We start from the raw sequence: 12228 nt of genomic DNA on the forward strand, positions 1-12228 counted from the left end.
CCCGCCGGGGAGTGGCTGCCGTTCTATCGCCTGGAAGACGCCACGGCCACTGCGGAGGCGCTGGAGCCGGACAGCACGTCGATCTGCTCTATGTGCTTGGGAGAGTACAGGAAGCTGGGTGGTGGAAGATAGACGGGCCGCTTTATGGCGCCGCATCTCTTCGGTAATGCTTGAGTAGCTAATCGCCATTAAGTTGCTGCAACGCAAGCGATGGGATTAGTTGAATGGCGTTCTATGTCTCACTAAATGATCTCCGGTGTGATGAGAACTTAGAGACTGGCCCCTATCGACCGGGCGTCGAGGTTCCTCGCTCAGGCATCTATCGGTGCAAAAACTGTAGAAATGAGATCGCCGCTAATCAGGGCGATCCCTTTCCGCCTGAAGACCACCACCAGCATCAGGTCCCCAGCCCGATTACCTGGGAACTGATCGTGGCTACAGAAAGAGTTCGCGGATAGACAGGGGCGAACCCAATGTAGCGCCTGAAACCTTACGATCTCCATGCTTGGCCCATAGGAGCGGTGCGAGTCGCGAAAGTTCCGTTGCAATTGATACAAGCTGATCGGCAGCGAAGTTGCGCTTCATGAAGGCGGCAACGATGCCCACGTCATCGTCGATCTCAATGATCATAGTCGTTGGTCTCTAAGGGGAACAGTAAAGTCGCCTATCGCGACATTCGACCCAGGGCCGAAAATTCAGGCCGCTGAACGCGACGCAACCAGCGATAGTCGAAAAAGGGCGTCCTGTCAAGATTTATGCCAATGCTTTACGGCGCTACGGCGCTACGGCGCTACGGCGCTACGGCGCAGACGCACCTGCATTCGCGTAAGCTTGGAAGATAGACGTTATGCTCGCGATACCCGACGCTCTCACAGAAGGGCGGGGAAGGTTTCGGGTTAACGCGAGGCAGATGCTAGCGCTGACAGCGCAAGCTTACCCCGCCGGACGCGTTGTAAGGCGCTTGCAACCTGAGTTTAGTCCTGTGAGGTTGCGCCATCGGAATGGTGTAGTCGGGGCAGGTTGATGTCGAAGAGGGTGGCAATACATTATCGCCTCGCGGGAGGCCGGTCGTTAGCCGACTTGGACTTCGAGCCGTGCTGCGAGGCCGGACTCGACGATGTGATTGGCGGGGTGGTCCTTCGGAATTCAGATGCGGCCCGGATCGCAACGACATCTGACGGCCAGCGCTCGTTCGCTGACAACGGCTATTGCTTCGGTGAAGTAGCGGTTTTCAGGAAGTTGGGAGCCTAATATGGTTTCTCTCGTAGAATTCGATCCATCGAATGAATCGGCAACTCAGCTCCTTGAGTCTTACTTTCAATCCGCCTCGCTAAACTTCCTGCTTGGATCGGGGGCCTCTTTTCCGGCGATCAAAACTGCGGGAAGCATAGAAAATGATCTGAACGACTTGATTCTTATCGGAGACGAAGAGAAGGCAAATTCTACTTGTCTAGATTTCGTAGATTCAATAACCGATGTTCACAGATCGCTAAATTCAACCATTAAAAACCATAGCGTAGAAGGCGTTCTGACAGAGTATAAGCGCTTTGCATCTTTGCTGGATGGCATTCTTTTCGCGCGAAAATCGCAATCATTACCACGTCAAGGTACCGTGTTTACGACCAATTACGATCTTTTTCTTGAGCACGCGGCTGCCCAACTACCAGGTATGCGCCTGAACGACGGCTTTGATCGGTCGGCAGGGCTTGGGGGCGATTTCAAATTTGCTCCAGAGCAATACTTCGATCGGACCTATAGAACGAGCACGATTTATGGGAAGGCCAGCGAGATACCCACGATCAACCTTGTGAAACTCCACGGCTCTTTGACGTGGGGGACCTCCACCACCGGTGTGGTCTTCAAATCCATTCTAGAACCACGACTAGATGATGCGAAGCGTGGGGATGCAGATCTGGTATTATCAGAATTGAAGAAGCACTTCTTGATACTGCCCACGCTTCGAAAGTTCCATCAAACCCTGATGGAACGAACTTACTATGATCTCCTTCGACTGTACGCAAAAGCCTTGGAGCAGGAGAACGCGGTCATGATCGCCTTCGGCTTCTCGTTCGCTGATGAGCATATCCTCGATCTCACCCGACGCTCGCTTAGAAACCCGACGGCGCAGCTGATCATAGTGTCCTTCGACCAACCTTCGGTCGCCGGTTATCAAGCCAAATTCGCGAACCATCGCAACGTCACGATTCTCGCTCCCACAGCCGGCGCGACGGTCGATTTCGCGCGACTGAACAACATATTGCAGGCGGTGTTGGCCGAGGCACCCAAATGAGTGGCGCGCCTGATCGACTGGAGAAGGAAGCCGTTCTACGCGTAGGGACGGTAAGCGCCGTTACTGGCCGGAAGATTTTCGTGACGGTCGACAGCGACAAGAACTTGTCGGAGCTATTTTTTGACGGCGATGTCCTCAGGAACATCGCTGTCGGTAGCTATGTGGATATTCGCAAGGGGTTCTTGAGCCTGATCGGCCGAGTAGAGGGTGAAAGCGCTCGGGCCGAGGATCGGTACTCTGAGGACCCTGCACTTCAAGGTCGACGGACCCTGTCGGTATCGCTTGTCGGATTCCTCGACCGTCGCGGCCAGTTTTTCGGCGGCACCAAGGAGTTGCCACTTGTGGGCAACGAAGCCTTCCTGCTGACGCGGGAAAAGGTGCACCAGGTCCATCGTCTCGTGACGCCGGAGGGCATTGGCCTAAACTTCGCAAAGTCTGATTACGAAGGTTACGACATCGCGCTCCCTGTTGATGGCCTAATAAACAGCCACATCGCGATCTTTGGTAACACCGGAAGTGGAAAATCAAATACGTCGGCCGCTATGTATCAAGATTTCATCGAGCAGATGCGATCTCGAAACACCTTGGCATTTGAGGCTAACTGTCGAATTCTTATTTTCGACTTTAACAATGAGTTCACGCGAGACAATTGCCTCACGCCCCATAAAAAAGTCTTTTCCCTCAGCACCCGAAACGATAACGGCGACAAGATTTCACTCGGTCTCGGTGGCTTCACTGACATTGAGATTGTGAGCATCTTGGCAGATGCGACAGAGAAGACTCAAAAACCATTCCTCAAACGCGCACTATCGCTCCAGGCCCGCGCTACTGCCGCACAGGACCCTACTGCTTACGTCCGCAGCATCCTTAAAAACCAAATTATCCAGCTTCTCCAGATGTCAGACAAAATCCGGGCTGACGTAATTATGGACTATATGCGTCAGGCCTTACCGGCGACGGACATAGCAGGGAACGTCGTTGAACTTTCTAGCGACCTGGAGTGGCACAATACCGTTGCTGAATTTAAATGGAACAATGTGTTCCTAAAGCAAAATCCGGCTTATATCGAAAACACTAATATCTACAAACAGGCAGAGATATTTGATCATCCGGACGATGCTGTTGAGTCTCTTATTTGCTTTTGCTACATCCAGCTATCAAATGACATCCTCTCGAACAGGGCGCAGAACGAACACATTGCTCCGGCGATAAATAAACTGAAGAGCAAACAGGGTGACATCCGGCGTATTTTCAGCGCTTCTAACGCTTCCGGCCTTTTTGAGAAGAATGTGGCTGTCATTGCGCTGGGCGATGTGAACCTCGAAATGAAAAAGACTGTTCCTCTTCTGCTTGCAAAGAAGATTTACGAAGAGCATAAAAAACTTGGAGGTGGGCGCTCCCTAAGCATTATTATAGATGAAGCCCATAACATACTGTCTCGGGATTCATTCCGGGAATCAGAGAGTTGGAAGGATTATCGCCTGGAGACATTTGAAGAAATTATCAAAGAAGGAAGAAAATTTGGCGTGTTTGTAACAATTTCAAGTCAACGACCAAGCGATATTTCTCCAACTATAACTTCTCAGGCCCACAATTACTTTATACATAGACTGATAAACGATAAAGACCTTCAGTCAATAGCGAGTGCCGTATCGTACATCGACAAGCTCACCGAGGAATCAATCCCAACCCTGCCCACCGGCACTTGCATATTTAGTGGCGTCGCGGGGCAAATGCCTCTCAAGCTCGCGATCCGTCCCCTTGAAGAGCAACTCCGCCCTAGGAGCAGCACGGTACGCTTTCAGGATATCGTCCCCTCGCCTGAACCAGAAGAGCCGGAGGAGTTCTTCTAGGCCGCGCTCCGAAACACATGCTTCCGCGCCATTGCCTGCCAAGCGTTATCGCCAGACCACCAACGTCGTCGCATCGGCGGAACGAGCTTACTAACTCCCAGATTCAAACTGCGTCACCACCCAAGGATTCGCGGGTTTCGCCATGGCTTGCCAAGCACCGCGACGCGTTGGACTAAGGCTCTCATGACCCAGCCCGCTCCCCAGCCTTCGCCCGGCAAGCCGACCGTCCTCGTCGCCGCCGCCGCCCTGATCGACGTCGATGGCCGGGTGCTGATCTGCCAGCGGCCGCAAGGCAAGTCGCTGGCCGGCCTGTGGGAGTTTCCGGGCGGCAAGGTCGAGCCGGGCGAGACGCCCGAGCAATGCCTGATCCGCGAGCTCGACGAGGAGCTGGGCATCAAGGTGGCGCAGGCCTGCCTGGCGCCCTTCGTCTTCGCCTCGCACACCTACGAGTCGTTCCACCTGCTGATGCCGCTCTACCTGCTGCGCCGCTGGGAAGGCTTCGTGACCGCCCGGGAGCACGAGGCGCTGAAGTGGGTGAAGCCCGACCATCTGGCGGACTATCCGATGCCGCCGGCCGACCTGCCGTTGATCGCCTGGCTGCGGGATTTGCTGTGATCGGCCAGGTTTAGCGATCAGCACAAAACGCCGTCATCCCCCGCTTTATGCGGGGGACCCAAGCTGGATCGGCCGCCTCGGCTTGGGTCCCCCGAACAAGTCGGGGGATGACGGTTCTGGAGTGTTGCGGCTTTTGACCTAGCCCGCCTTGTCCCCCGGCGGTCGCTCCACCGTGCCCAGCGCATCCGCCAGCCGCATCTTGGCCGAGCCCGGCCGCAGCGGCTTCTGCTGGCTTTCGTGCGGCGCCCAGCCGGTGACGGTGACGATCTCGAAGGTGGCCGGCACGCGGCCGTCGGGCTCGGCGAAGCGCTCCTGGTAGAGTTCCATCGCTCGGAACAGCACCTTGCGGCTCAACGGCTGGCGCGAGCGGTCGATCAGCACGCTGGTCTCGCCCATGGCCCGCAGGTCCTTGAGCAGGGCCAGCGGATGGGCGTAGCGCACCTTGACCCGGTCGACGTCGGCGACGGGCAGGGCGAAGCCGGCCCGTTGCAGCAGGCCGGCGGCGTCGATGGCGTCGGCGAAGGGTGAGACGCGCAGCGACGCGCCGCCGCTGACCTCGTCCTCGGCGGCCAGCAGGGCCTGGCGCAGCTCGGTCAGGGTGGCCCCGCCGAACAGCGCGCCGACGAACAGGCCGTCGGGCCGCAGGGCGCGGCGGATCTGGATCAGGGCCCCGACCAGGTCGTTGGTCCAGTGCAGGGCCAGGGTCGAGACGGCCAGGTCGATCGTGGCGTCGCCGAACGGCAGGCGCTCCTCGTCGGCGACCAGGCGAAGACCGGCGCGGCCGGCCAGCATCCGTTCCGACAGGTCGGTCTGGATCAGCAGCCCGACCTTTTGCCGCGCGTCGCTGAGCGCCAGGGCCCGGGCGAAGGCCCCGTCGCGCGCGCCGAGGTCGACGGCGACCGGAAACTCCCGCAGGATCGCTTCCAGCCGCATCACCGCGTCCTCCGCCGCCCGCGCTTTCAGGAAGCCGGCGGCCGGGAAGCCGGGGGCGGCGCGGTCGAGACGGGCGCGCAACAGGGCGCGGTCGAAGAGCAGGGGCGAGTGGGTCATGCAGCCGCAAGATGGGGCTTCTCGCGCGGCATGGAAACCTTTTGCGAAGCCTCATCCTCGCCTGACGGCGTTCGCCCAGGGGCTGTTGGACCTGGTCCTGCCGCCGCAGGCCTTCGACGGGGCCGCCGCCCTGACCGCCGGACTGTCGGCCCAGGCCTGGAGCCGCATCACCTTCCTGGACGGCCCGGTCTGCGACGGCTGCGGCGCGGCCTTCGCCTATGACGCCGGCGAAATCCGCTGCGCCTTGTGTCAGACAAGAACCCGCGCCTTCGTCCGGGCCCGGGCCGCCTGCCTCTACGACGAGCATTCGCGCGACCTGATCCTCAAGCTCAAGCACGCCGACCGCACCGACCTGTCGGGCCTGTTCGCCCGCTGGCTGTCGCGGGCGGCGACCGACCTGCTGGACGAGGCCCAGGCGGTGGTTCCGGTGCCGATGCACCCGGCGCGCCTGTTCAAGCGCCGCTACAACCAGGCCGCCGAGATCGCCCGGCCGCTGTGCGCGATGACCGATCGCCCCTACCTGGCCGATGTCCTGGTGCGCCGGCGCGACACCGACAGCCAGGGCGGCAAGTCGGCCACGGGCCGCCGCCGCAACGTCGCCGCAGCCTTCGCCGTCCCCGAGGCGCGCCGCCACCAGGTGGCCGGCCGCAAGGTGCTGCTGGTCGACGACGTGCTGACCACCGGGGCCACCGCCGAGGGCTGCGCCCGAGCCCTGCTGGCGGCCGGCGCGGCCCAGGTGACCCTGGCCGTGGTCGCGCGCGTTACAGAAATGCAGGCGCGTCCTATATGAGGACGGAAACGATTCCTGTTACGGATCCACCATGGCCAAGGTCACCATCTACACCCGCCCGTTCTGCGGCTACTGCGCCCGCGCCCTGAAGCTGCTCAACGACAAGGGCGCCGACTTCGACGAGGTCGAGGCCGGCATGGACCCCAAGCTGCGCAAGGAGATGATGGACCGCTCGGGTCGCACCACCTTCCCGCAGATCTTCGTCGGCGAGCAGCACATCGGCGGCTGCGACGACATGTTCGCGCTGGAGCGCGAGGGCAAGCTGGACGAACTGCTGGCCGCATGACGAGCCCCGCCCCCTTGCGCGTCGGCCTGGTCCAGACCCGCACCCCGGCCACCCACGCCGCGGCGCTGGCCCACGTGGCCCCGCTGGTCCGCGAGGCGGCGGCGCGGGGCGCGCGGTTCATCCTGACGCCGGAGGGGACCAACGTCCTGCAGAAGGACCGCGAGCGGCTGCTGCCGACCCTGGCGGCGCTGGAGGACGACCCCGTGGTGCTGGGCCTGCGCGACCTGGCCCGCGAGCTCTCCGTCTGGATCGACGTCGGCTCGGCCCTTGTGAAACGCGAGGACGGCAAGGCGGCCAACCGCCAGGCGGTGATCGACCCGACCGGGGCGATCGTCGCGACCTACGACAAGCTGCACATGTTCGACGTCGACCTGCCGACCGGTGAGACGGCGCGGGAGTCGGCGACCTACGAGCCCGGTGAGCGGGCCACGGTGGTCGAGACGCCGCTGGGCGTGTTCGGCCTGACCATCTGCTACGACATTCGGTTCCCGGCCCTCTACCGGGCCCTGGCCCTGGGCGGGGCGAAGATTCTCACCGTCCCCGCCGCCTTCACCCGGCCGACCGGCGAGGCGCACTGGGACATCCTGCTGCGGGCCCGGGCCATCGAGACCGGCGCGTTCGTGCTGGCCGCCGCCCAGGGCGGTTTCCACGAGGACGGCCGCGGCACCTGGGGCCGGTCGATGGTGGTCGGGCCGTGGGGCGAGGTGCTTGGAAAGCTTGACCACGACGAGCCGGGCGTGTTGATCGCCGATCTCGACCTCGCGGCCACCGACCGAGCCCGCGCGGCCATCCCGGCCCTGAAGAACGCCCGTGCATTCACGGGTCCCTGACCCCATCTAAGAGACATGATCAAGTACGCGCTCAGCTGCGATCACGACCATGCGTTCGAAGGGTGGTTCGGCTCGTCGTCGGACTATGACGACCAGGCCGCGCGCGGGCTGGTGGACTGTCCGGTCTGCGGCTCCAAGGCCGTGCGCAAGCAGATCATGTCCCCGTCCGTGGTGGGGACCAAGGCCCGGAAAGCCGCGCCCGAGCCGAGCGCCCAGATGCGCGAGATGATGAAGACCGCCCTGGGCGAGATGCGCCGCCAGGTCGAGGATAACTTCGACTATGTGGGCGACCGTTTCGCCCGGGAAGCGCGCGACATCCACGACGGCAAGTCCGAGGATCGCGGCATCTACGGCGAGGCTTCGCCCACCGAGGTCAAGGCGCTGGTCGAGGACGGCATTCGGATAGCGCCGTTGCCGCCGGCCGCGCCGAAGAAGAGCGAAGTGAACTAGGGCGGCTCCTAGCCCCATCACACCAAAAGCGCTCGTCATCCCCCGCTTCATGCGGGGGACCCAAGCGGCGCTGACCGGCCCGCAAACTCGGCTTGGGTCCCCCGAACAAGTCGGGGGATGACGGAATTTGGGGTTGGCGGCGAAGGCGGACGCGTGAAGACACGAAAAAGGGGACGGTTTCCCGTCCCCTTGTCCGTTCGCGGCCGGGGAGCCGCCTAGTAGTAGCGGTACTCGTAGTGGCAGTTGTTCTTCTTGGAATTGTGCTTGGCGATCTGGTTGCCGGCGACCGCGCCGACCACGCCGCCGAGCACGGCGCCTTCGGTCTTGTTGCCCTTGCCGGCCACCACGGCGCCGAGAGTGCCGCCGGTGAGGCCGCCGACCACGGTGCCCTTGTTGCGGGCGCTCTTGGTGCTCTTGCACACCCACACCTTGTGGCGGGTCTGGGCTTCGGCCGCGGTGACGGCGATCGTGGACGCCGTGAAGCCGAGGGCGACGACGACGGCGAGGGTTTTCACTTGGGCGCGCATGGCGTCCTCCGTTTCTGGTGTCTGTTCTCGAACCTAAGAACGCTCACGCTTGTCTTGGGTTCGCTTTATTCGCGGGCCCAGTGTCGAAAATTCGACCTGAACGGGAGATGAAACGGCGACGGTGTCGCCGTTCACCCCCGCCGCTCGCTCAGCCCTCGACGCGATAACGGCCGTCGGAGTCCGGGCAGACACGCACGTAGCGGGTCTCGACCCGGCCGTTGTACTCGGTGTCGGCCGGGGCCAGGCGGCAGCGCCGGCTGTAGTTGTCGTATTCGGCGCCGGAGCTGGCGCGATAGCGGTCGCTTTCGCGATAGGCGACGGTTTCGTCATAGGTCCAGTACTGGCCCCGGGCGTCGCAGCGGCTCTTGGCCGAGGCGTTGCCGATGCCGGCCCCGACCCCGGCCCCGACCAGAGCCCCCAGCACCGTGCCCTCGGGCTTGGCGTTGCGGGCGGCCAGGTTCGAGCCGGCCACGGCCCCGATCAGGGCGCCGATCACCCCGCCGGTGACGGCGTTCTTCTTGGCGTCGATGCGGCAGGGCATGTTGTACGAGGCGTTGTCGCCGTAGGCGCCGGCATAGGGCGCGGCGTAGCGCGTCGCGTAGTCCGGATAGCGCCGGTCATAGGTCCCCGAACCATAGCGGCGGTCGTAGTCGGCGCGGGCCCGCTCGTAGTCGGCCCGCTCGCGGTCGTACTGGGCGCGCTGTCTGGCGTAGTCGCTGTTGTCGCCATAGGCGCGGCCGTCGAAACGCGCGGCGCTGTCGGGATACTGGCGGTCATAGGCCCCGGCCCCGTAGCGGCGATCGTAGTCGCGGCGGGCGTCCTCATAGGCCAGGCGGTCGCGCTCGTAGGTCCGCTGGTCGCCGTAGTAGGCCCCGCCATAGGCCGGGCTGTAGGTCGGGCTATAGTAGCGCGAGGCGTATTCCGGATAGCGCCGGTCGTAGGCCCCCAGGCCGTGGCGGCGGTCGTAGCGGGCGCGGGCCCGCTCATATCGGGCGCGTTCCTCCATGTAGGCTTGCTGCTGGGCCCGGTAGTCGGCCGCGCGCCGGTCATAGTCGGCGCGTTGGTCCCCATAGGTCTGCAGGCGTTGCTGATAGGCCGCGTCGGCCGACTGGGCGAACACAGGCGCGGTCACGCTCAGGGCGACGGCCGAGGCCATCAACCACGCGGTGATCCTGGAAGTCATGGAAAGTCTCCGTTCCGACGAACGGATCGACGCCGGGCCCCCCGAAGCGAGCCGCCAATCCTGAAATGTCCCTGAGACTGTAAAGCCCAGCGACGGCTCAGGTTCCGGATCAGTCCTTGGTCACGGTCATCATGTAGTTGACGCCGACGTCGGTCGATCGGCTCCAGCGGCCGGTCATCGGGTTGTAGGCCACGCCGAACGGGCCGTGCACGGCCACCGGCTCGCCGGCCAGGAAGGCGCGCAGCTCCTCGGGCTTGAGGAACTGGTTCCAGTCGTGGGTGCCGGGCGGCACCCAGCGCAGCACGTATTCGGCCCCGATCTTGGCCAGGGCCAGGGCCTTGAGCGTGCGGTTGAGGGTGGCGACGATCAGCAGGCCGCCGGGCGCGAGCAATTGCGTGCAGGTGCGCAGGAACTGGCCGGGGTCGGCCACGTGCTCGATGACCTCCATGGTCAGCACCACGTCGAACGGACCGGCGCCCTCGGCCAGCAGCTGTTCGGCGGTGGCGGGGCGGTAGCCGATCTCCAGCCCGTGCCCGGCGGCGTGGGCGGCGGCGGTCTTGATGTTGTTCTCCGAGGCGTCGATGGCCGTCACGGTGAAGCCCAGCCGGGCCATCGGTTCGCTGAGCAGACCGCCGCCGCAGCCGACGTCCAGCAGGGACAGGCCCTCGAACGGGCTGCGCGCGTTGCCGTCGCGGTCGAACCGCGCCAGGGCCTGTTCGCGGATGAAGGCCAGCCGGCAGGGGTTGAACACGTGCAGCGGCGCGAACTTGCCGTGCGGGTCCCACCACTCGGCGGCGATGGCCGAGAACCGCGCCACGTCGGCGGGGTCGATGCTCCAGGAGGGGGCGTTTCCAGCGGAGGGGGGCGCATCGGCGGACTGGCTCATGACCTTGATGTAGCAACGACATCGCCGGCGGCACAGGGCGCGGCGCCACACTCGACGAAAAAGACACGTCCGCGACATTGCCGTTGCGCCGCCGCGCCGCTAGAAGACCGCGGCTTGCGCGTCCGGCGATGTTCCGCCGTTCACGGCGCAAGAATTGACCTTAGGTTTCGAGGGGTAGGGCGTGTCACGTCTGGTGATGAAGTTCGGCGGCACCTCGGTGGCCGACCTGGAGCGCATCCGCCGGGTGGCGCGTCTGGTCGCCGCCGAGCTGGCGACCGGCAAGCAGATCGCGGTGGTGGTCTCGGCGATGTCGGGCAAGACCAACGAGCTGGTGGCCTGGACCGACGGCGCGGGCCGCGCGGCCCAGGGCCTGCCGGACTCCGACGACGAGTACGACGCCATCGTCGCGTCCGGCGAACAGGTGACGGCCGGCCTGCTGGCCATGACCCTGCGCAACATGGGGATCAACGCCCGCTCGTTCCTGGGCTGGCAGGTGCCGATCCTCACCGACGAGGCCCACGGCCGCGCCCGGATCGAGGACATCCCGCCCGCCAATCTCGACGCCGTGCTGAACGCCGGCCAGGTGGCGGTGATCGCCGGCTTCCAGGGCGTGACGGCCGGCGGCCGCATCACCACCCTGGGCCGGGGCGGCTCCGACACCAGCGCCGTGGCCATCGCCGCGGCCCTGAAGGGGGCCTGCGACATCTATACCGACGTCGACGGCGTCTACACCACCGACCCGCGGATCGAGAGCAAGGCCCGGCGCCTGGCCAAGATCTCCTACGAAGAAATGCTGGAAATGGCCTCGCTGGGGGCCAAGGTGCTGCAGACCCGTTCGGTCGAGATGGCCATGGCCCATCGCGTGCCGGTGCGGGTGCTGTCGAGTTTCGTCGAACCCGGGGAAGCTCCCGGCCAAGGTACGATCGTCTGCGACGAGGAAGAAATCATGGAAAAGCGCATCGTCTCGGGCGTCGCCTATAGCCGCGACGAGGCCAAGATCACCCTGCTGGGCCTGCCCGACCATCCGGGCGTGTCGTCGCAGATCTTCGGCCGGCTGGCCGACGCCAACGTCAATGTCGACATGATCGTGCAGTCGCGCGCCCGCAGCGCCGACACCGCCAACATGGAGTTCACGGTCGGCAAGCGCGACGCCGTCCGCGCCGTCGAGATCGTCCGCAAGGCCCAGGCCGAGATCGGCTTCGAGGACGTGGCGGTCAACGAGGACGTGGCCAAGGTCTCGGTGATCGGGGTGGGCATGCGCTCGCACGCCGGCGTCGCCCAGTCGATGTTCCAGGCCCTGGCCGAGAAGAACATCAACATCCAGGTGATCTCGACCTCGGAGATCAAGATCAGCGTGCTGATCGACGCGGCCTACACCGAACTGGCTGTGCGGGCCCTGCACGCGGCCTACGGGCTGGATCAGCTGTAGGCTCTTCGCCACCACCACCCACCGTCGTCATCCCCCGCT

13 protein-coding genes are annotated in these 12228 nt (G+C 63.7%); 8 read left to right on the forward strand and 5 right to left on the reverse strand.

The genetic code is table 11. From position 1 onward, the window contains the following. Positions 1-435: 435 nt before the first annotated feature. The gene (locus PMI01_RS26845; RefSeq protein WP_157223640.1) at positions 436-630 is read right to left on the reverse strand and encodes a hypothetical protein; all 195 of its coding nucleotides are present in this window, start codon (positions 628-630) and stop codon (positions 436-438) included. 622 nt (positions 631-1252) lie between these two features. On the opposite strand from PMI01_RS26845, the gene PMI01_RS26300 reads away from it, so the two are divergent. The 3 genes from PMI01_RS26300 to mutT all read left to right on the forward strand — a co-directional run bounded on the left by PMI01_RS26300 (position 1253) and on the right by mutT (position 4758). Beyond that, on the forward strand, positions 1253-2290 hold the full coding sequence (locus PMI01_RS26300) for an SIR2 family protein (RefSeq protein ID WP_007661846.1): 1038 nt from the start codon (positions 1253-1255) through the stop codon (positions 2288-2290). A gap of 80 nt (positions 2291-2370) precedes the next feature. Further along, positions 2371-4143: an ATP-binding protein gene (locus tag PMI01_RS26305; protein ID WP_202948061.1), complete on the forward strand. Its 1773-nt coding sequence runs from the start codon at positions 2371-2373 to the stop codon at positions 4141-4143. Between the two features lie 183 nt (positions 4144-4326). Then, positions 4327-4758: an 8-oxo-dGTP diphosphatase MutT gene (mutT, locus tag PMI01_RS01070; protein ID WP_007661849.1), complete on the forward strand. Its 432-nt coding sequence runs from the start codon at positions 4327-4329 to the stop codon at positions 4756-4758. 138 nt (positions 4759-4896) lie between these two features. On the opposite strand, the gene PMI01_RS01075 is transcribed toward mutT, so the two are convergent. Further along, positions 4897-5808 carry a methyltransferase domain-containing protein gene (locus PMI01_RS01075; protein WP_007661850.1) on the reverse strand — a complete coding sequence of 304 codons (912 nt, stop codon included), beginning with the start codon at positions 5806-5808 and terminating at the stop codon, positions 4897-4899. Between PMI01_RS01075 and PMI01_RS01080 the strand changes: the two genes are divergently transcribed. The 4 genes from PMI01_RS01080 to PMI01_RS01095 are packed head-to-tail and all read left to right on the forward strand — an operon-like array spanning position 5807 to position 8164. Then, positions 5807-6598: a ComF family protein gene (locus PMI01_RS01080; RefSeq protein ID WP_035033860.1), complete on the forward strand. Its 792-nt coding sequence runs from the start codon at positions 5807-5809 to the stop codon at positions 6596-6598. The genes PMI01_RS01075 and PMI01_RS01080 overlap by 2 nt on opposite strands. A gap of 31 nt (positions 6599-6629) precedes the next feature. After that, positions 6630-6884, forward strand: coding sequence for a glutaredoxin 3 (gene grxC, locus PMI01_RS01085; RefSeq protein WP_007661852.1), 255 nt, complete (start codon positions 6630-6632; stop codon positions 6882-6884). Beyond that, positions 6881-7714 carry a carbon-nitrogen hydrolase family protein gene (locus PMI01_RS01090; protein ID WP_007661853.1) on the forward strand — a complete coding sequence of 278 codons (834 nt, stop codon included), beginning with the start codon at positions 6881-6883 and terminating at the stop codon, positions 7712-7714. The genes grxC and PMI01_RS01090 overlap by 4 nt, the downstream gene beginning before the upstream one ends. A gap of 15 nt (positions 7715-7729) precedes the next feature. After that, positions 7730-8164 (forward strand): DUF1178 family protein, encoded by a 435-nt coding sequence (locus tag PMI01_RS01095; RefSeq protein WP_007661854.1) that lies wholly within the window; start codon positions 7730-7732, stop codon positions 8162-8164. Positions 8165-8379: 215 nt separating this feature from the next. Here the strand turns inward: PMI01_RS01095 and PMI01_RS01100 are convergent, their stop codons facing one another. The 3 genes from PMI01_RS01100 to ubiG all read right to left on the reverse strand — a co-directional run bounded on the left by PMI01_RS01100 (position 8380) and on the right by ubiG (position 10760). Beyond that, the gene (locus tag PMI01_RS01100; protein ID WP_007661855.1) at positions 8380-8691 is read right to left on the reverse strand and encodes a glycine zipper 2TM domain-containing protein; all 312 of its coding nucleotides are present in this window, start codon (positions 8689-8691) and stop codon (positions 8380-8382) included. A gap of 148 nt (positions 8692-8839) precedes the next feature. Beyond that, positions 8840-9874, reverse strand: a complete 1035-nt coding sequence (locus PMI01_RS01105; RefSeq protein ID WP_007661856.1) for a glycine zipper 2TM domain-containing protein — start codon at positions 9872-9874, stop codon at positions 8840-8842. Between the two features lie 109 nt (positions 9875-9983). Beyond that, entirely contained in the window at positions 9984-10760 is a 777-nt protein-coding gene (gene ubiG, locus PMI01_RS01110) for a bifunctional 2-polyprenyl-6-hydroxyphenol methylase/3-demethylubiquinol 3-O-methyltransferase UbiG (protein ID WP_007661857.1), read from the reverse strand. Positions 10761-10941: 181 nt separating this feature from the next. On the opposite strand from ubiG, the gene PMI01_RS01115 reads away from it, so the two are divergent. Then, positions 10942-12189, forward strand: coding sequence for an aspartate kinase (locus PMI01_RS01115; protein ID WP_007661858.1), 1248 nt, complete (start codon positions 10942-10944; stop codon positions 12187-12189). The last annotated feature ends 39 nt before the right edge of the window (positions 12190-12228 follow it).

It is taken from the genome of Caulobacter sp. AP07 (assembly GCF_000281955.1).
Classification (GTDB): Bacteria; Pseudomonadota; Alphaproteobacteria; order Caulobacterales; family Caulobacteraceae; genus Caulobacter.